General features: G+C 67.3%; 20 protein-coding genes. 15 read left to right on the forward strand and 5 right to left on the reverse strand.

Annotated elements, in window-relative coordinates:
• Positions 1-31 precede the first annotated feature (31 nt).
• Positions 32-664 carry a TetR family transcriptional regulator gene (locus MNR01_RS01530; RefSeq protein WP_241919232.1) on the reverse strand — a complete coding sequence of 211 codons (633 nt, stop codon included), beginning with the start codon at positions 662-664 and terminating at the stop codon, positions 32-34.
• A gap of 233 nt (positions 665-897) precedes the next feature.
• Between MNR01_RS01530 and ndk the strand changes: the two genes are divergently transcribed.
• The 10 genes from ndk (at position 898) to moeB (ending at position 10,982) form a co-directional block, all read left to right on the forward strand.
• Positions 898-1,323: a nucleoside-diphosphate kinase gene (ndk, locus tag MNR01_RS01535; protein WP_200605329.1), complete on the forward strand. Its 426-nt coding sequence runs from the start codon at positions 898-900 to the stop codon at positions 1,321-1,323.
• Between the two features lie 19 nt (positions 1,324-1,342).
• Complete coding sequence (gene rlmN, locus MNR01_RS01540) at positions 1,343-2,644, forward strand: 23S rRNA (adenine(2503)-C(2))-methyltransferase RlmN (RefSeq protein ID WP_241919233.1); 1,302 nt, start codon at positions 1,343-1,345, stop codon at positions 2,642-2,644.
• Positions 2,631-3,497, forward strand: coding sequence for a type IV pilus biogenesis/stability protein PilW (gene pilW, locus MNR01_RS01545; protein ID WP_241919234.1), 867 nt, complete (start codon positions 2,631-2,633; stop codon positions 3,495-3,497). The genes rlmN and pilW overlap by 14 nt, the downstream gene beginning before the upstream one ends.
• Entirely contained in the window at positions 3,494-4,303 is an 810-nt protein-coding gene (locus tag MNR01_RS01550; protein ID WP_241919235.1) for a helix-turn-helix domain-containing protein, read from the forward strand. The genes pilW and MNR01_RS01550 overlap by 4 nt, the downstream gene beginning before the upstream one ends.
• A 109-nt stretch (positions 4,304-4,412) precedes the next feature.
• Positions 4,413-5,042: a tetratricopeptide repeat protein gene (locus tag MNR01_RS01555; protein WP_241919236.1), complete on the forward strand. Its 630-nt coding sequence runs from the start codon at positions 4,413-4,415 to the stop codon at positions 5,040-5,042.
• Complete coding sequence (gene bamB, locus MNR01_RS01560; RefSeq protein WP_241919237.1) at positions 5,042-6,241, forward strand: outer membrane protein assembly factor BamB; 1,200 nt, start codon at positions 5,042-5,044, stop codon at positions 6,239-6,241. Before MNR01_RS01555 ends, bamB begins: the two co-directional genes overlap by 1 nt.
• A 243-nt stretch (positions 6,242-6,484) precedes the next feature.
• The gene (gene der, locus MNR01_RS01565; protein WP_241919238.1) at positions 6,485-7,885 is read left to right on the forward strand and encodes a ribosome biogenesis GTPase Der; all 1,401 of its coding nucleotides are present in this window, start codon (positions 6,485-6,487) and stop codon (positions 7,883-7,885) included.
• A gap of 133 nt (positions 7,886-8,018) precedes the next feature.
• Entirely contained in the window at positions 8,019-8,612 is a 594-nt protein-coding gene (locus MNR01_RS01570; RefSeq protein WP_241919239.1) for an NTP transferase domain-containing protein, read from the forward strand.
• On the forward strand, positions 8,609-9,823 hold the full coding sequence (gene glp / locus MNR01_RS01575) for a gephyrin-like molybdotransferase Glp (protein ID WP_241919240.1): 1,215 nt from the start codon (positions 8,609-8,611) through the stop codon (positions 9,821-9,823). The genes MNR01_RS01570 and glp overlap by 4 nt, the downstream gene beginning before the upstream one ends.
• Before the next feature lie 34 nt (positions 9,824-9,857).
• Positions 9,858-10,982 (forward strand): molybdopterin-synthase adenylyltransferase MoeB, encoded by a 1,125-nt coding sequence (gene moeB, locus MNR01_RS01580; protein ID WP_241919241.1) that lies wholly within the window; start codon positions 9,858-9,860, stop codon positions 10,980-10,982.
• A 13-nt stretch (positions 10,983-10,995) separates the two neighbouring features.
• Here moeB and MNR01_RS01585 read toward each other — a convergent pair whose 3' ends face one another.
• Both MNR01_RS01585 and MNR01_RS01590 read right to left on the reverse strand, forming a co-directional pair.
• On the reverse strand, positions 10,996-11,766 hold the full coding sequence (locus MNR01_RS01585) for an alpha/beta hydrolase (RefSeq protein WP_241919242.1): 771 nt from the start codon (positions 11,764-11,766) through the stop codon (positions 10,996-10,998).
• A 2-nt stretch (positions 11,767-11,768) separates the two neighbouring features.
• A complete protein-coding gene (locus MNR01_RS01590) occupies positions 11,769-12,080 on the reverse strand; it encodes a DUF1244 domain-containing protein (protein WP_241919243.1) in 312 nt (103 codons plus the stop codon).
• A gap of 115 nt (positions 12,081-12,195) precedes the next feature.
• Between MNR01_RS01590 and folD the strand changes: the two genes are divergently transcribed.
• The 4 genes from folD to tadA all read left to right on the forward strand — a co-directional run bounded on the left by folD (position 12,196) and on the right by tadA (position 16,766).
• The gene (gene folD / locus MNR01_RS01595) at positions 12,196-13,095 is read left to right on the forward strand and encodes a bifunctional methylenetetrahydrofolate dehydrogenase/methenyltetrahydrofolate cyclohydrolase FolD (protein ID WP_241919244.1); all 900 of its coding nucleotides are present in this window, start codon (positions 12,196-12,198) and stop codon (positions 13,093-13,095) included.
• Between the two features lie 87 nt (positions 13,096-13,182).
• Positions 13,183-14,640 (forward strand): IMP dehydrogenase, encoded by a 1,458-nt coding sequence (gene guaB / locus MNR01_RS01600; RefSeq protein ID WP_241919245.1) that lies wholly within the window; start codon positions 13,183-13,185, stop codon positions 14,638-14,640.
• Between the two features lie 54 nt (positions 14,641-14,694).
• Positions 14,695-16,260, forward strand: coding sequence for a glutamine-hydrolyzing GMP synthase (gene guaA, locus MNR01_RS01605; protein ID WP_241919246.1), 1,566 nt, complete (start codon positions 14,695-14,697; stop codon positions 16,258-16,260).
• Complete coding sequence (tadA, locus tag MNR01_RS01610; protein ID WP_241919247.1) at positions 16,260-16,766, forward strand: tRNA adenosine(34) deaminase TadA; 507 nt, start codon at positions 16,260-16,262, stop codon at positions 16,764-16,766. The genes guaA and tadA overlap by 1 nt, the downstream gene beginning before the upstream one ends.
• 2 nt (positions 16,767-16,768) lie before the next feature.
• Here tadA and MNR01_RS01615 read toward each other — a convergent pair whose 3' ends face one another.
• On the reverse strand, positions 16,769-17,254 hold the full coding sequence (locus MNR01_RS01615) for a DUF2721 domain-containing protein (RefSeq protein ID WP_241919248.1): 486 nt from the start codon (positions 17,252-17,254) through the stop codon (positions 16,769-16,771).
• Positions 17,255-17,335: 81 nt separating this feature from the next.
• On the opposite strand from MNR01_RS01615, the gene orn reads away from it, so the two are divergent.
• Complete coding sequence (gene orn / locus MNR01_RS01620) at positions 17,336-17,893, forward strand: oligoribonuclease (RefSeq protein WP_241919249.1); 558 nt, start codon at positions 17,336-17,338, stop codon at positions 17,891-17,893.
• 89 nt (positions 17,894-17,982) lie between these two features.
• Here orn and MNR01_RS01625 read toward each other — a convergent pair whose 3' ends face one another.
• Positions 17,983-18,873 (reverse strand): mechanosensitive ion channel domain-containing protein, encoded by an 891-nt coding sequence (locus MNR01_RS01625; RefSeq protein WP_241919250.1) that lies wholly within the window; start codon positions 18,871-18,873, stop codon positions 17,983-17,985.
• Positions 18,874-18,961 lie beyond the last annotated feature (88 nt).

Below are 18,961 nucleotides of genomic sequence, written 5' to 3' on the forward strand. Positions count from 1 at the left end.
CTTGTTTGTACAAGACTTTAAGGCTTTGAAGTTAACGCTTGGGTTCGACCTTGAAGCCGGCAGCGGCGAAGTGGATCAGCTCGCGGGCCGCACGCTCACGATGCGCCGCTTCGGTGACACCGGCGGGACGCTTGATCAGACCGAAGTCGGCCATGGCATAGGTCAGGGCGCCGGCGAGGAAATCCAGTCGCCAGTACAGTTCTTCCTTGCTCAGGCCCGGCACGCAGGCGGCAATGGCCTTGCCGAAATCGCGCAGGACGTGGCCGTAATGGTCGGACAGGAACTTGCGCAGACCGTCGTTTTTTTCCGCATAGGCACGGGCAACCACACGGACGAAGGCACCGCCGCCGTGGCGGTCCTGGGCCATCGCCAGGGCCGGCTGCACGAAGGCGGCGAGGATCGGCTCGAGTTCGCCCGGATGCTGTTCCATGGCGGTTTTCAGGGCGCCCAGTCGCTGCGCGCTCATCTCGTCCATGCGTCGGCGGAAGACCTCGTTGACGAGGTTCTCCTTGCTGCCGAAGTGGTAGTTGACCGCGGCGATGTTCACGTCGGCGCGGCTGGTGACCTGGCGCAGCGAGGTCCCGGTGAAGCCGAACTGTGCGAACAGTTCCTCGGCGGCACCAAGGATGCGGTCCTTGGTGGAGAAGTGGGCGGTGGCAGCCATGTACGGTCCTGGGTCGGCGGTCTGAATCAAACGCTTGTTTGATCCTAGTCGGGGGCGGCTGAACCGTCAACGGCGGAGTTCGCCGGCGCGACTGTCCGGGCGTGCAAAAGGGGCCGTCTTTCCGCTAGAATTACCGGAGCCTTGTGGGCTAAACCCGCGTTCCGACGCGGGTTTTTCTGTTATCCTCGGGCGCGAACCCACGGTTCGGCTGCCCGCCTACCCGGAGAAATTCCATGGCGCTGGAGCGCACCCTTTCCATCATCAAGCCCGACGCCGTCGCCAAGAACGTCATCGGTGAGATCTACACCCGCTTCGAGAAGGCCGGCCTGAAGGTCGTCGCCGCGAAGATGAAGCACCTGTCGAAGCAGGAAGCCGAAGGCTTCTACGCCGTGCACCGCGAGCGCCCGTTCTTCAGCGCGCTGGTCGAGTTCATGATCTCCGGTCCGGTGATGATCCAGGTCCTCGAAGGCGAGGGCGCCATGCTCAAGAACCGCGAGCTGATGGGCGCCACCAATCCGAAGGACGCCGCGCCGGGCACGATCCGCGCCGACTTCGCCGACAGCATCGACGCCAACGCCGTGCACGGTTCGGACAGCGTCGAGAATGCCGCCGTCGAAATCGCGTACTTCTTCCCGGCCACCAGCGTCTACGGCCGCTGATAGCGACATCGAAAAGGCCATGACCACGCAACGCGACACCATCGAACTCCACCTCGCTGACGCAGGCACCGCGGCGGCGACGGAGTCGGCTGTCGCGACTGCGCCGGTCGTCGCCGGCCGCGCGGTCGAGCCGGGCAAGGCGAATCCGGATCCGAATCCGAATCCGAATCCGGTCCCGACCGGATCGCGGACCAACCTGTTCGACCTCGACCGCGTCTCGCTCGAGCGTTTCTTCGAAGAGACGCTCGGCGAGAAGAAGTTCCGTGCGCACCAGGTGATGAAGTGGATCCATCACCGCTACGTCACCGACTTCAACGACATGACCGACCTGGGCAAGGCGCTGCGCGCCAAGCTCGAGCAGCACGCAGTCGTGCAGGTTCCGCAGGTCGTGTTCGACAAGGCGTCCACCGACGGCACCCACAAGTGGCTGCTGGGCATGGACCCGAAGAACGCCATCGAAACGGTGTTCATCCCCGACAAGGGGCGCGGCACGCTGTGCGTGTCCTCGCAGGTCGGCTGCGCGCTCAACTGCACCTTCTGCTCGACCGCGACCCAGGGTTTCAACCGCAACCTGTCGACCGCCGAGATCATTGGCCAGGTCTGGGTGGCGGCGCGCCACCTGGGCAACGTCCCGCACCAGCAGCGCAAGCTGACCAACGTGGTGATGATGGGCATGGGCGAGCCGCTGGCGAATTTCGACAACGTCGTGCGCGCCATGAGCATCATGCGCGACGACCTGGGCTACGGCCTGGCCAACAAGCGCGTGACCCTGTCGACCGCCGGCATGGTGCCGATGATCGATCGCCTCGGCGAGGAGAGTGACGTGTCGCTCGCGGTCTCGCTGCATGCGCCCAGCGACGAGCTGCGCAACGAACTCGTGCCGCTCAACAAGAAATACCCGATTGAGCAGCTGATGGAAGCCTGCGTGCGCTACGCGCTGCGCAAGCGCGGCAGTTCGGTCACGTTCGAATACACCCTGATGAAGGGCGTCAACGATCAGCCGCAGCATGCGCGCCAGCTGTTGCGCCTGTTGCGCCAGTTCGACAATGCGGTGCAGATGAAGGACGCCGCGAAGGTCAACCTCATCCCGTTCAACCCGTTCCCGGGCACGCGCTACGAGCGTCCGGACGAAGTGGCGATCCGCGCCTTCCAGAAACTGCTCAACGACGCCGGCGTGATCGCGCCGGTGCGCCGCACCCGCGGCGACGACATCGATGCCGCCTGCGGCCAGCTCAAGGGCCAGGTCATGGATCGCACGCGTCGCCAGGCCGAATTCCGCAAGCAACTGCAGGCGCAGGGGCTGGGCGATGAAGCAGCCTGACGTCCGACTCGTAGGCATCACCCGAGGCGGCAGTGGCCGCCGGACGCTTCGTTTTTGCCTGTTTGCCGTGACGGTGCTGGTAGCCTCCAGCGCCTGCAGCCGGCTGACGTTCGTCCGCCAGGACTTCAGTCGCGGCGACACTGAGCAGGTCGCCCGCACGGTCGAGGTGAGCGACGACAAGCGCGACAAGGCCTCCAATGCCCGCGTCTTCCTGCAGCGGGCCCAGGGGAAGTTGATTGCCGGCGACTACCCGGGCACCGAGCGCGATGCGCGCCAGGCCCTCAAGATCGATCCGCGTTCGGTCGACGCCTACACCCTGATGGGGGCTGCCGCCGAGCGCAGTGGCGCGACCGCGCAAGCAGGCGAGCATTACCGTCGGGCGGCCGAACTTGCGCCGACCAGCGGCGGAGCCCTCAACAACTATGGCGTCTGGCTGTGCGGCCAGGGCCAGGCGGCGGAATCGCTGAGCTGGTTCGACCGCGCGCTCGCCGACACCAGTTATCAGACTCCGGCGATGGCCTTGGCCAACGCCGGCAGCTGCGCACTCCGGGCAGGGCAGGACGCACGCGCTGCCCGCCACCTGCGTGACGCCATCGCCCTGGATCCGTCCAACCCGGTTGCATTGGGGGCCCTGGCCGAACTGGAATTCCGCCAGGGCAGGGCATTCGAGGCCCGGGCATTTTCCGAGCGCCGCCTGGCGGCAGCACCGGCAGACCGCAATGCGTTGTTGCTTGCGTCACAGATCGAGCAAAAACTCGGCGACACGGCAGCCGCCGCAAGATACGTTCAGCGAATGAGGGCGGAGTTCCCTGAGACGCAGGGCTCCGGCATGGGGGATGACGGAAGGCGATGATGGGCTCTTCTAATGACACTGCGCCCGAGATGGGCGCCAGCTGCGGCGTGCGCCTGAAACAGGCTCGCGAACAGGCGGGGCTTTCCCAGGAAGAAGTGGCCGCGAGCCTGAAGATTCCGCTGCGGGTGATCCGCCAGCTTGAATCGGGGGATCCGGGCCAGCTCGGGGCGCCGGTGTTCGTGCGCGGCCAGCTGCGCAGCTATGCACGCCTGCTGGGCATCGACCTGGAAGACCAGCTGCGCCAGAACACCGTCGTCGCGGTCGCTCCGTCCGAACTGGTCAGCCATACCTACACGCCGCGGTACCGCCACCTGTTCGAACAGGTCACGCGCCGTGCCATCTACATTGTCCTGACCGCGGCGATCGCCGTGCCGGTCTGGCTGGCGACCCGCTCGCCCCATCAGTCCACCGTCCAGTCGCTGGAAGTGCCGGTGACGCCGGCCTCGCAGGGCGAATTGCCGGCCGCCGCGCCCGCTCCCACGGGCGTGCAGCGCACCCCGCTGATCGCATCGATGGCGCCCATGCCCGCGGCGTCGGCGCAGGCGAACCTGTCGCTGAACTTCACCGGCGACAGCTGGGTTCAGGTGATTGGCAACAACGGCGCCACCCTGGAGCAGGGTTTGCTGGGTGCCGGGCAGCAGCGCAGTTACGGCGCCGGCGAGGTTTCCCGCGTCGTGCTGGGCAATTCCACTGCCGTGGAAGTGCGGCAGGCGGGCAGGACGGTCGATCTGACGCCGTTCAGCCGCGCGAACGTGGCGCGCTTTACGCTATCCTCTGACGGTTCCCTGACGCCGGTCGCTGACTGACTCGCGCGCGGGTCATCCCTCGTCACCGGTCCATGCGGGCCGGTGTTCCTCATTGGGTTCCCGCCGAAGGGCGGGGGCGACACAGCAGCTTTGGAATGGCAGCTCCCGAATGGCAATAGACGACCTTCTCGACGAACACGAACAAAGCGAGCGCGTCCTGCAGTGGCTGCGCAACAACGGAGCCGGCCTGATTGGCGGCATCGTGCTCGGACTGGCGGCCATCGGTGGCTGGAAGTGGTGGGAACATCGCGGCGAGCAGGCCCAGATGGATCTTTCCAACCAGTACCAGGCGGCCCTCGACGCGATCCAGGCGAAGGACAAGTCGGCGGAGGCCAAGGTCAAGGCGCTGGCAGACGGCACCTACCGCGACCTGGCTTCACTGGAACTCGCCCGTTCGCAGGTCGATGCGCGCCAGAACGACGCCGCGATCGCCACGCTGCGCACGATCAAGAGCAACGACCCGGCCATTGCCGAGGTCGTCAACCAGCGCCTGGCGCGGTTGCTGATCGAGGCCAAGCAGGCCGATGCCGCCCTCAAGCTCGTCGCCCAGGGCACCAGTGCCACGGCAATGGAAGTGCGTGGCGATGCGCATTTCGCGCTCGGCCAGCTGGACCAGGCACGTACCTCCTACTCGCAGGCGCTGGCGAAGCTTGATGTCGCCTCGCCGCAACGGCGCCTGATCGAACTCAAACTCAACCAGGCCGGCGGCGCGCCGGCCACGCCCGAGGCCAAGTCCTGATGAAGCACCGCTCGATGCTGCTGCGTACCTCCCTCGTGCTGCTGTGCGCGGCATCGCTCGCGGGCTGCTCGACGGTCAAGGGCTGGTTCGGCGGCGACAAGAAAAAGGACGATGGCAAGCCCAACGAGCCCACCGAACTGACCGACATCACCCCGTCGGTGACCGTCTCCAAGCTGTGGTCGGCCAACGCCGGCAAGGGCGAGGGACGGATGGGCGCGCGCCAGGGGCCGGTCGTCGCCGATGGTCGTGTCTACGCCGCCGCGATCGAAGGCGGCGTGCATGCCTTCGACCTGCAGAACGGCAAGTCGATCTGGGAATACCGCCCGGACAAGAAGGTCGAGCTGGGCGTGTCCGGTGGTCCTGGCGTCGGCGAAGGCCTGGTGGTTGTCGGCGGCCTCAATGGCGAAGTGATCGCGCTCGACGCGACGACCGGCGAGAAGAAGTGGGAGGCCAAGGTCCCCAACGAAGTCATCGCGGCGCCGGCGATCGGCATGGGCGCGGTGTTCGTGCGTTCCAATGACGGTCGGGTCACGGCCTTTGATGCCGCCAACGGCGAACGCCGCTGGTTCTGGGTGCAGGAAGTGCCGATGCTGTCAGTGCGCGGCAACGACGCTCCGCAGCTCGGCCCGGGTTTTGTCTTTATCGGCAACGACGACGGTTCGGTATCGGCGCTGTCGGCAACCGACGGGCGTCCGTTGTGGGAGCAGGCAGTGGGCCAGGGTGAAGGCCGCACCGAGCTCGACCGCATGGCCGACGTCGATGGCACGCCGGTGCTGGAAGGCACCACGCTGTACGCGACCAGCTTCAAGAAGCAGACGCTGGCCATCGATGCGCCGAGCGGCCGTCCGATGTGGCAGAGCGAGCACGGTGGCGCCGGTCGGATCGGCATGGGCAGCGACCGTCTGGTCGTGACCGATTCGGGCAGCATCGTATTCGGCCTCGACAAGTCCGGCGGCAGCGCCCTGTGGCAGCAGCCGGGCCTGGCCCGCCGCAATGTCACCGGCGCGGCGGTGCAGGGCGATTACGCCGTGGTCGCCGACTTCGACGGTTACGTCCACTGGCTCAAGCTCGACAATGGTGAGTTCGCCGCCCGCGAGCGCGTCGGCGGCAAGGCCGTGCGGGCCGCTCCGGTGGTGGCCGACGGCATCGCCATCATCCAGAACGTGTCGGGCGAACTGACGGCTTTCCGCCTCCAGTAAGGCCGACCCGCACCAGCTCGAACCCGGATCGGCCCAGCGCCAGGCGGCGCTGGGCCGTTTCCCTTTTTGCGACCGGGCGGTCATCATGCGCTGCGTACCGACCTGCCGCCGGCAGGCCCAGCAGCGGCGCACCGGCCCGGTATCGTCGCCCGCCTTCCCGGGCATGGCCAGGCCAAGCCATTCCAGGCACGGCCTGGTTGATTGATCGCTTTACCCATTCCATTCCCCATTCGGCTCTCGCCCATGCTTCCGCTAGTTGCCCTCGTTGGTCGCCCCAACGTCGGAAAATCGACCCTCTTCAATGCGCTCACGCGCAGCCGTGACGCCCTGGTCCATGACGAGCCGGGTGTGACCCGCGATCGCCACTACGGTGTCTGCCGGCCGGAGGGCAAGCAGTCGTTTGCCGTCGTCGATACCGGAGGCATCGCCGGCGAAGACGAGGGGCTGGCCGGCGCGACGGCGCGCCAGGCCCGGTCCGCGGCCGAGGAAGCCGACCTGGTGTTGTTCATCGTCGACGGCCGCGAAGGCGCCTCGGCCCTGGATGACGAGATCCTGGCCTGGCTGCGCAAGTCCGCGCGCCCGACCACGCTGGTGATCAACAAGATCGACGGCATCGATGCCCAGGCCGCCCGCAACGATTTCGCCCGCTATGGCTTCAGCGACGTCATCACCGTGTCGTCGGCACACCGCCAGGGCATCGACGAACTGATCGACCACAGCCTGCAGCGGCTGCCGGAAGAGGGTGCGGCGACCGAACTCGATTCCGATCCTTCGCGCATCCGCATCGCCTTCATCGGCCGCCCCAACGTGGGCAAGTCGACGCTGGTCAACCGCCTGCTGGGCGAGGAGCGGATGATCGCCTCCGAAGTGCCGGGCACCACCCGCGATTCGGTCGCCATCGACATGGAGCGCGACGGCCGCCTGTACCGCCTGATCGACACCGCCGGCCTGCGTCGCAAGTCGCGCGTCGACGAGGCGGTGGAGAAGTTCTCGATCATCAAGACCCTGCAGGCGATCGAGCAGTGCCAGGTCGCGGTGATCATGCTCGACGCCGGCGAAGGCGTGACGGACCAGGACGCCAGCGTGCTTGGTTACGCGCTCGACGCCGGCCGTGCCCTCGTCGTGGCGGTCAACAAGTGGGACAACCAGACCGACTACCAGCGCCAGCAGGCCGAGCAGTTGCTCGCCCGCAAACTGGGTTTTGTCGACTGGGCCGAGGCGGTGCGAATCAGCGCCAAGCATGGCTCGGGTCTGCGCGAACTGTTCAAGGCGATCCACCGCGCGCACGCTTCGGCAACGCACGAATTCAGCACCAGCGAAGTCAACAAGGCGCTGGAAGTGGCTTACGAGACCAACCCGCCGCCGGTCGTGCGCGGGCACGTCCCCAAGCTGCGCTACGCCCACCCGGCAGCCAACAATCCGCCGACGTTCGTCGTCCATGGCACGCGCCTGCGCACGCTCAGCGATTCCTACAAGCGCTACCTGGAGAACTTCTTCCGCAAGCGCTTCAAGCTGGTCGGCACGCCGGTGCGCTTCGTGTTCAAGGAAGGCACGAACCCGTACGAAGGCAAGAAGAACGTGCTCAGTGAGCGCCAGGTCGTCAAGAAGCGCCGCATGATCCGGCACGTCAAGCGCGGCAAGTGACGTTGTCGCCCGCGTGGCGCGGGTGCCACGTCCATGGATTGCCGCCTGCGGGGAATGACGGGCGAACGGCTTGACGGGTGTTCACGTGGATGCACGCCACAATAGGGCCTGATCCGCGCGCCACTGGTGGCCAATGAAACCTACGCTTGACCCCGCCCAGGTCACCCTCGGCATCCTTGCCGGTGGCCGTGCCACGCGGTTGGGTGGTGTCGACAAGGCATGGCTCGAGCGCGACGGATTGGCACAGGTGATCCGTTGGCAGCGCCGCTTCTCGGGCGAGACCGCCGCGGTCCTGGTCAGTGCCAATGGCGATACCGGGCGCTATGCCGAGGCCGGGCTGCGCGCTGTCACCGATCGGGTGGCGGGCGGATTGGGCCCGTTGGCCGGCATCGATGCGTTGGCCGCTGCCTGTTCGACGCCGTGGCTGCTCACCGTGCCGGTCGATCTGGTCGGCGTCAACGAATGCCTGCTGCCGACGCTGGCATCGGCGGCCGGCAACGTCGGCGCCTTTGCCGTGGACGACGACGGTCCGCAGCCGCTGGTTGCCCTGTGGTCGCTGGAGGCGCTGCAGCCCGCCGCCAGGGACGCCCTGGCACGCGGCGAGGTGGCGGTTCATGCGCTGCAGGCCTCGCTTGGCATGGCGGCGATACGACTGGACGGCGTACGCTTCGGCAATCTCAATACGCCCGATGACCTGGCCGCGGCCGGCATCAAGCCCCCCAGATGACATTCCCGATTGCATTGCTGTTCGACGACGCGCTCGCCATCGTCCGCGAGGTCGCGGCGGCGCACCGACTCGAAACCGAAACCCTCGCGCTTTCGCGTACGCATGGCCGTGTCCTCGCCAGTGACGTGCACGCGCCGCTGTCACTGCCGCCCTTCGACAACAGTGCGATGGACGGCTTTGCCCTGCGCCACCAGGACCTGCGCGATGGCGAGACGACCCTGCATCTGGCGGGCGAACAGTTCGCGGGACGGTCCCTGGGCCTGCAGGTCGATCCGGGCCAGTGCGTGCGCATCACCACCGGCGCACCGATGCCGGGCGGTGCGGACACGGTCGTGATCAAGGAGAACTGCCGGGTCGATGGCGATCGCATGACGGTTGTCGGCCACGCGGTCATCGGCTCCAACGTCCGCCGCGCAGGCGAGGACGTAGCGGCCGGTGACCAGGTGCTGCGCGCGGGCTCATTGCTGACGCCCGCGCGCGTGTCACTGGCTGCCTCGCTGGGGTTGGCGTCGTTGCCGGTGACGCGGCGACCGACCGTGGCGGTGTTCAGTTCCGGCGATGAGCTGGTCGAACCGGGCATGGCGCTGGCGCAGGGCGAGATCTACGACAGCAACCGTGAACTGCTGATGGGGCTCCTGCGCGCCGACGGCCTTGAGCCGACCGCCTGGCCGCGCCTGCCTGACGACCCCAGGCGGGTCGAGATTGCGCTGCGCGATGCTGCCTGTGCCTTCGATATCGTGATCACCTGTGGCGCGGTCTCGGCCGGCGAGAAGGACCACATCCCGGCGGTGCTGGCGCAGTTCGGCCAGACCCACTTCTGGAAGGTGCGGATGAAACCCGGCATGCCGTTGCTGTTCGGCAGCCTCGACCAGGCACGCGTGCTTGGCCTGCCGGGCAATCCGGTGTCGGTGTTCGCCACGTACCTCTCGTTCGGGCGCGCCCTGATCGACGCGCTGCAGGGGCGCAGCGACCCGCGGCCGGTCGAACGGGCCCAGCTCGTCGCGCCGATCGACAAAGAGCACCCGCGGCGTGAGTTCATGCGCGCGCGCGTGTTCTGCGATGACCATGGCGTGCTGCGTGCGGATCCGAACCCGGCAGTCGGCTCCCACCGCCTGCGCGCGGTGGCCGATTCCAATGCGCTGATCGTGATTCCCGACGGACCGCAGCGGCTGGCCGCAGGCGAGGTGGTCGAGGTGCTGCGCTATGCGTAGTGGCGCCAGTGCCCAGTGGAGCAATAATGCCGGCATGAACATCGAAGAGATCTCCCCGACCGAGGCGCTGCGCCGCCTGCGCGCCGGTGCGGTACTGATCGACGTGCGCGAGTCGCACGAGCGCGCCACCGGTTTTGCCGAGGGCGCCCGCGGTATCGCGAAAGCGGAGTTGGAGGCGAATCCGGGACAGGCACTTCCCGACCTGGATGCCCCCATCGTGCTGATCTGCCAGTCCGGTCGACGTTCGCTGCAGGCCGCGCAGGCGCTGCAGGAGGCGGGCTATGGCCGGCTGTCCTCGGTCGAAGGTGGCACCACGCGCTGGATCGCCGACGGCCTGCCGCTCACCAGGCCCGAGGGCGATTTCGACTTCTACGACCGCTACTCGCGCCACCTGCGCCTGCCGGAAGTGGGCGAGGCCGGACAGCGTCGATTGCAGGCGGCGCGCATCGCGATGGTCGGCGCCGGTGGACTTGGCTCGCCCGCGGCCTACTACCTGGCCGCGGCCGGCATCGGCACGCTGGTGCTGGCCGACGACGACGTGGTCGATCGCAGCAACCTGCAGCGACAGATCCTGCACACCGAGGACCGCATCGGCGTGGCCAAGGTGGAGTCGGCGCGCGTGGCACTGTCGGCGCTCAATCCGACGGTGACGATCGAGGCGTTCCCGGAACGCATCACGGCGGCCAACGTCGAGCGCCTGATCGCCGACGCCGACGTGGTGATCGACGGTGCCGACAACTTCCCGGTGCGCTACCTGATCAACGATGCCTGCGTGAAGCTGGCCAAGCCACTGGTCTACGGCGCCGTGCACCGTTTCGAAGGACAGGTCAGCGTGTTCGACGCCGGGCGCCATCGCGGCCATGCGCCGTGCTATCGCTGCCTGTTCCCCGAGCCGCCTCCGCCGGAGGCCGCACCGAACTGCTCCGAAGCCGGCGTGCTCGGCGTCCTGCCGGGCGTGATCGGCATGCTCCAGGCCACCGAGGCGATCAAGCTGGTGCTGGGGCTGGGCGATCCGCTGGCCGGTAGGCTGCTGAACTTCGACGCGCTGGCGATGAAGTTCCGCGAGACGCGCCTGTCGGCCGATCCGGAATGCCCGGTCTGTGCGGCAGGCCGCGAGTTCCCGGGGTACATCGACTACGTGCAGTTCTGCGCGGGCTAGCCCCGTGGTGGCGCTAGGGCATGAACTGCTGCAGAGCCTGCTCGAATCCCGGATCGGTACCGATCGTGTTGTGGTTGGCCTGGGGCAGGTCGACCACTTGCGGTGGTCGTCCGAGTGCAGCGATCAGGCGATTGGTGCTGGCGGCCGGAATGACCTGGTCGCGTCCGGCGCGAATGACCATCACATCGCCCTGGTAGCGATGCAGGTAGCTGGCTGAATCGAAGCGGTCCTTGACGATCCAGCGCACCGGGAAGATCCGGTAATGCGACTGCGCGACCGCGGCGAGGCTGTCGAACGGCGCCACCAGTACCAGCCGTGCCACCGGCCGCTGCGATGCGACATAGCTCGCAACGCCGCTGCCCAGGCTGGAGCCGATCACCGAGATGGCCTCGCCGGGATGGCGGGTCTGCACTTCGTCGAACACCGCCAGTGCGTCGGCAAACAGTGCCGATTCACTGGGCGCGCCATCGTTCGCGCCATAACCGCGATACGCGATCAGGTAGATGCTGCGCCCCGGCAGCACGCGCGCGAGTTGCTCGCGCCGGTTCTCGACACGCTCGGCATTGCCGCCGAAATAGATCACCGGCTCGTGGCGGGCGGGATTGACGACCCAGCCGCGCAGGCGCACGCCATCGCGCTCGATGGCGAAGTTGGTCTGCGCCGCGTCGACGCGCGTTTCCTGCGGCAGGTAGATCAGCTCGCGCTGCTTGGCGAACAGCCACGCGCAGATACCGGCGTATCCGATTACCGGCAGGGCCGCCCAGCCGAGCAGTTGTTTGCGCATGCTCAGCCCGCGTGCCTGCGCCGCGCCGCCTCGAATGCGGCCAGCTGTTCGGGAGTCGCCTCTTTCTGGTGCTCGGCCTTCCATTGAGCGAAGGGCATGCCGTAGATCGCCTCGCGTGCTTCGTCCTTGGTCATCGTGATGCCGCGTTGCTCGGCGGCCTCGCGGTACCAGTCGGACAGGCAGTTGCGGCAGAAGCCGGCATGGATCATCAGGTCGATGTTCTGCACGTCGGTGCGCTCGACCATCAAGTGCTGGAGAAGGCGCCGGAAGGCGGCGGCCTCGATCTGGGTGGTTTCGAAATCGGTGTCGGTCATGGGACCTCCGTCGGGGGCGGAGCGGGGTGGCTGGGTGCCGTCCAAGGGACGGCTGAAAATGCACGGCTGTCGAATAAGCGATAATGCGCGGCCTCGACTGTAACGCAGCGACCGCATGACCGCCTCGACCCCTACCGCCCGCATCCTCGACGGCAAGCGCATTGCCGACGACCTGCTCGACAACCTCAAGGCCCGGGTCGACGCGCGGGTCGCGGCCGGCAAGTCGCGCCCCGGCCTGGCGGTGGTGCTGGTCGGCAACGATCCGGCGTCCAGTGTCTATGTCCGCAACAAACGGCGGGCCGCGGAAAAAGTGGGCATCCGCGCCATCGACTACGACCTGCCGGCCGACACCGGCAACGACGAGCTGCTGGCCCTGATCGACCGGCTCAACGCCGACCCGGAGGTCCACGGCATCCTGGTCCAGCTGCCGCTGCCCGACCGCCGCGACGCAACCGGGCTGATCCACCGCATCGATCCGCGCAAGGACGTCGACGGCTTCCATCCCGAGAACGTCGGCCACCTGGCCCTGCGCCAGTTCGGCCTGCGCCCGTGCACGCCGCGCGGCATCACGACCCTGCTGGCCTATACCGACAAGGCCGTGCGCGGGCAGAGCGCGACGATCGTGGGCGTGTCCAACCATGTCGGCCGGCCTATGGCGCTGGAGCTGCTGATCGCCGGCTGCACCGTCACCAGTTGCCATAAGTTCACCCCGCCGGAAGTGCTGGAAGCCTCGATCCGCAACGCCGACATCCTGGTGGTCGCGGTCGGTCGCCCGGGCCTGATCCCGGGCGAATGGGTCAAGCCGGGCGCAGTGGTGATCGACGTCGGCATCAACCGCCTCGACGACGGCCGCCTCGTCGGCGACGTCGGCTTCGCCGCCGCGGCTGAACGCGCCAGCTGGATCACCCCGGTTCCCGGCGGCGTCGGCCCGATGACCGTGGCGACGTTGATGCAGAACACGCTGGAGGCCGCGGAGGCCGCCGATTCGGGTCGCGGCTGGTCGCCGGTGTCCTGAGTCGCCCACAGCGTTCCAGTCGCGACATGCGCATTAAGGTGGCCTTCCGGGTTACAATTCCTTGCTTCATCCTCCCGGCCCCTGCCCATGCTGCGCATCCAGGCTGAAGCACTGACCTACGACGACGTCTCGCTCGTCCCGGCCCACTCGGTCGTCCTGCCCAAGGACGTCTCGCTCTCCACCCGCCTTACCCGCGACCTCACCATACGTCTGCCGATCCTGTCGGCGGCGATGGACACGGTCAGCGAGGCACGCCTGGCCATTGCGATGGCTCAGCTGGGCGGAATCAGCATCATCCACAAGAACATGAGCGTGCAGGCGCAGGCGGCGCAGATCGCCTCGGTCAAGAAGTTCGAGGCCGGCGTGATCAAGGAACCGTTCACCGTCGGCCCCGACACCACCATCGCCGAAGTGCTCAAGCTCACCCGCGCCCGCAACATTTCCGGCGTGCCGGTGGTGGAGGGCGGTCATCTGCTCGGCATCGTCACCAGCCGTGACATGCGCTTCGAGAAGAAGCTCGACGATCCGGTCCGCCACATCATGACCAAGAAGGACCGCCTGATCACGGTGCGCGAAGGCGCCACCGACGAGGAAGTCCTGAACCTGCTGCACAAGCACCGCATCGAAAAGGTGCTGGTGGTCAACGACGGCTTCGAGCTGCGCGGCCTGATCACGGTCAAGGACATCCAGAAGAAGTCCGACAATCCCAACGCCGCCTACGACAGCAGCGAGCGCCTGCTGGTCGGCGCCGCGGTCGGCGTCGGTGGCGACACCGAAGCGCGCGTGGAAGCACTGGCTTCCGCCGGCGTGGACGTGGTCGTGGTCGATACCGCGCACGGACACTCGCAGGGCGTGCTCGACCGCGTGAAGTGGGTGAAGAAGAACTTCCCGCAGCTGCAGGTCATCGGCGGCAACATCGTCACCGGCGATGCCGCGCTGGCGCTGATGGACAACGGCGCCGACGCGGTCAAGGTCGGCGTCGGCCCGGGCTCGATCTGCACCACGCGGATTGTCGCCGGCGTCGGCGTGCCGCAGGTCACCGCGGTGGCGATGGTGGCCGAGGCGCTGCAGGATCGCATCCCGCTGATCGCCGACGGCGGCATCCGCTACTCGGGCGATATCGGCAAGGCGCTGGTCGCCGGTGCCTCCACGGTGATGGTCGGCGGCCTGTTCGCCGGCACCGAGGAAGCGCCGGGCGAAGTCGAACTGTTCCAGGGCCGCAGCTACAAGAGCTACCGCGGCATGGGCAGCATCGGCGCGATGGAGCAGGGCTCCAAGGACCGCTACTTCCAGGACGCATCGGACGCCGACAAGCTCGTGCCCGAAGGCATCGAAGGTCGCGTTCCGTATCGCGGTCCGCTGCGCAACGTCGTCCATCAGCTCGCCGGCGGTTTGCGCGCGACGATGGGCTACGTCGGCTGCGCGACGATCGAGGACATGCGCAAGAAGCCCAGCTTCGTGCGCATCACCAACGCCGGCGCGCGCGAGAGCCACGTGCACGACGTGCAGATCACCAAGGAACCGCCGAACTACCGCGCGGGTTGATGCCCGCGCCGTCCGGCGTTTGTTTGCCCAGCGACTTTGCCCTGCCGAAATCCGATGACCGACATCCACAGCGACAAGATCCTGATCCTCGACTTCGGCGCGCAGTACACGCAGCTGATCGCCCGCCGCATCCGCGAGATCGGCGTCTACTGCGAGATCTGGGCCTGGGACCACGACCCGGCCGAGATCGCGAAGTACGGGGCCAAGGGCATCATCCTGTCGGGTGGCCCGGAATCGACGACCGAGCTTGGTGCGCCCGCCGCGCCGCAGGAAGTGTTCGATTCGGGCCTGCCGATCCTGGGCATCTGCTACGGCATGCAGACCCTGGCCGCACAGCTGGGTGGCGCCACCGAGGCCGCCGATGCCCGCGAATTCGGCCATGCCGAAGTCGAGCTGGTCGCGCGTGACGCGCTGCTCGGCGGCCTGTCCGACCACGACGGCGAACCGCGCATCGACGTGTGGATGAGCCACGGCGACCACGTCGCCAAGGCGCCGCCGGGCTGGACCGTCACCGCGGTCACCGACCGCATCCCGGTCGCGGCCATGGCGCTGGAATCCAAGCGCTGGTACGGCGTGCAGTTCCACCCGGAAGTGACCCACACCAAGCAGGGCACGACCCTGCTGCGCCGCTTCGTCACCGACATCTGCGGCTGCAAGACGCTGTGGACCGCCGCGCACATCATCGACGACCAGATCGCCCGCGTGCGCGAGAAGGTCGGCTCCGACGAGGTCATCCTCGGCCTGTCCGGCGGCGTCGACTCCTCGGTCGTGGCCGCGCTGCTGCACAAGGCCATCGGCAACCAGCTGACCTGCGTGTTCGTCGATACCGGCCTGCTGCGCTGGAACGAAGGCGACCAGGTGATGGCGATGTTCGCCGAGCACATGGGCGTGAAGGTCGTGCGCGTGAATGCCGCCGACCGCTACTTCAACGCCCTCAAGGGCGTCGACGACCCGGAAGCCAAACGCAAGATCATCGGCAACCTGTTCGTCGAGATCTTCGACGAGGAGTCGTCCAAGCTCGCCAACGCCAGGTGGCTGGCGCAGGGCACGATCTACCCCGACGTGATCGAGTCTGCCGGCAGCAAGACCGGCAAGGCCCACGTCATCAAGAGCCACCACAACGTCGGCGGCCTGCCCGAGAACATGAAGCTCGGCCTGGTCGAGCCACTGCGTGAACTGTTCAAGGACGAAGTGCGGCGCCTGGGCGTCGAGCTCGGCCTGCCGCGCGCGATGGTCTACCGCCATCCGTTCCCGGGTCCGGGCCTGGGCGTGCGCATCCTCGGCGAGGTCAAGCGCGAGTACGCCGAGCTGCTGGCAAAGGCCGACCACATCTTCATCGAGGAGCTGCGCAAGGCCGACCTGTACGACCGCACCAGCCAGGCCTTCGCAGTGTTCCTGCCGGTCAAGTCGGTCGGTGTGGTGGGTGATGCGCGGGCCTACGAGTGGGTGATCGCGCTGCGCGCAGTCGAGACCATCGACTTCATGACGGCGCATTGGGCGCACCTGCCGTACGATTTCCTGGGCAGGGTTTCCAACCGTATTATCAATGAGTTGCGCGGTGTTTCTCGTGTTGTCTATGACATCAGTGGCAAGCCGCCCGCGACCATCGAGTGGGAGTGATGCCGTCGCTTCAGCCGCCTCCGGAAGCTGATCCCGACGCTGTGGCCGACGAGCGCTGGATGCGGCACGCCCTGGCGCTGGCCGAGCGCGCCGAGCGCGAGGATGACGAGATTCCGGTAGGCGCAGTGCTGGTGTCGGCAGAGGGCGAAGTCCTCGGCGAAGGCTGGAACCGCAACATCACCGAGCAGGACCCGACGGCGCACGCCGAGATCGTGGCGATGCGCCAGGCCGGCCGCCGGCTCGGCAATCACCGCCTGCTCGGAGCGACCCTGTACGTGACCCTGGAGCCATGCGCGATGTGCGCGATGGCGATGGTGCACGCCCGCGTCGCGCGAGTGGTCTATGGCGCGACCGACCCCAAGACCGGAGCCGCCGGCAGTGTGTTCGACCTGCTCGCCGATCCGCGCCACAACCATCGCGTGCAGGTTCACGGCGGCGTGCTGGGTGAGGAGTCCGGCGCGCGGTTGACGGCTTACTTCCGGCGCAAGCGCGGCAAGACTGTCTGACCTCAGTCGTTGCGCAGGTCGATCCTGTCCTTGGCCAGCTGCTCGTTGAGCTCCAGGTCGAGCATGTGCAGGCCGAGCTTGGCCTCGCGCCCCAGGCACAGCGAGGCGGCGAACATCAGCAGCACGCCGATCATGGCCAGGCCGGTCGGCAGCAGGTCGAGCCGGTAGCCCAGGAATGCATCCACGGCGATGCCCAGGCTGGTGCCGACGAAGGCGCTGATCGCTGCGTACAGCATGCGCACCGCTGCCAGCACCAGATAGGAGCGCCGCCGGTGCGTGGCAATGCGCGCCTCCAGCGCGACCCGGGCCGGGCCCTGGTCGGTAGCGCGCAACACCTCGATTTCGCTGCGCATGCGGTCAACGACGCGGGCCAGGCGGTTGTTCGACGAGATCAACAGCGAGCTGGCCGCGGTCAGGAAGAACGCGGGCGTGATCATGGCCGAGACGACGGCGTAGTGCGACGGGTCGATCGCGACGGGTGAGGGCATGCGGTTTCCGTGACTGCGTTGCGGGAGGCGCGGGTGCGGGCTGGCTGTATGATGCTACCGACATCCCTTCAGTGCGAGCCCATGGCTGCGACCAACGACGAGCATCTGATCTGGATCGATCTGGAAATGACCGGCCTGGATACCGACAACGACTCGATCCTCGAGATCGCCACGCTGGTGACCGACAAGCAGCTCAACATCCTGGCCGAAGGGCCGGAGCTGGCGATCGTGCATCCGGTGTCGCGACTTGAAGCGATGGACGAATGGAACCGCAACCAGCACGGCAAGTCCGGCCTGTGGAAGCGCGTGGTCGAAAGCCGGGTGACCCTGGCAGAGGCCGAAGCGAGCACGCTGGCGTTCCTGGCGCACTGGGTGCCGGCCGGCCGTTCGCCGATGTGCGGAAACTCGATATGCCAGGACCGCCGATTCCTGCATCGCCTGATGCCGCGGCTTGAGCGCTATTTCCACTACCGCAATCTCGACGTCAGCACGGTCAAGGAACTGGCCCGCCGCTGGGCGCCCGACGTCCTGGCCGGTGTCAGCAAGGATGCCCGCCATACCGCGCTGAGCGACGTGCACGACTCCATCGCGGAGCTGCGCCACTACCGGACCTCGATGGGAAAGCTCGGCGGTCTGTAAGCCCGCGAAGCGCACCCGGGTTCCCGCGGCGTTGACCGTGCCATGACCCGGGTGCGCTTCGCTTACCCGGGCTACGGTGCCGGGCTCGCCTACTCGGGCTTGGCTGCGGTTGGCGTCACTACCACCTTCACGCCCTGGTCCTGCGCCACGTGGTGGTACATGCGCACGTCGCGCTGGGGGTAGGGGATGCTGATGCCATCCCGGTCGAAGGCGGCCTTGATGCGCTCGTTGAGATCGCATTTGGTGCTGAAATGGTCGGCGTTGCTGACGTGGCAGCGGATGCCCAGCTTGACCGCGCTGTCGGCCAGTTCGTAGACGACCACGTCCGGCGCCGGCTCGGGGAGGATCCGCTTGTCGGCATGCATGATCGCCAGCACCGCGGCGCGTGCCGCCTCGATGCTGTCGTTGTAGCCGATGCCGACGATCAGTTCGATGCGGCGGACCGTGTCGGGCGTGAGGTTGATGATCGGTGCCGTGGTGATCAGGCTGTTGGGCAGCACGATGGTCTGGTTGTCGGCGCCGCGCAGCTTGGTCTGGAAGATGCTGACCGATTCGACCCTGCCGCTCTTGCCGCCGATGTCGACGACGTCGCCGACGCGGAACGGCTTGAGCGTCACCAGCATCACGCCCGAGGCGACGTTGGACAGCGAGTCCTTCATGGCCAGGCCGATCGCCAGGCCGGCCGCGCCGAGCACGGCGAACAGCGATGCCGGCGAGACCTTCAGGAAGATCTGCAGGATCGCCAGCACGAACACCATCAGGATCAGCACGTACGTCACGCGGCTGAGGAACTGCTGCGCGGTGGGTTCGACGTGGGCGCGCGTCAGTGCGCGCGAGACAGCGCGGGCGAGCCACTTGGCGACCTGGATGCCGATATACAGCGCCAGCAGCGCCGCGCCCAGGCGCAGGCCCCATTCGACGGCGACGTCGGTCCAGCCGTCGGCCCGTTGCAGTTCGTTGGCCAGCTGTTCGAGTGTCAAGATTGCCTCCTTCAAAATGCGACGCCCCGCATGAGCGGGGCGTCAGGTTCAGCGCAAGTCTAACTGCACCGGCGTTAGAAGCCCGTCA

Origin of the sequence: Lysobacter sp. S4-A87, assembly GCF_022637455.1 — a bacterium.
Taxonomy (GTDB): Bacteria; Pseudomonadota; Gammaproteobacteria; order Xanthomonadales; family Xanthomonadaceae; genus Lysobacter_J.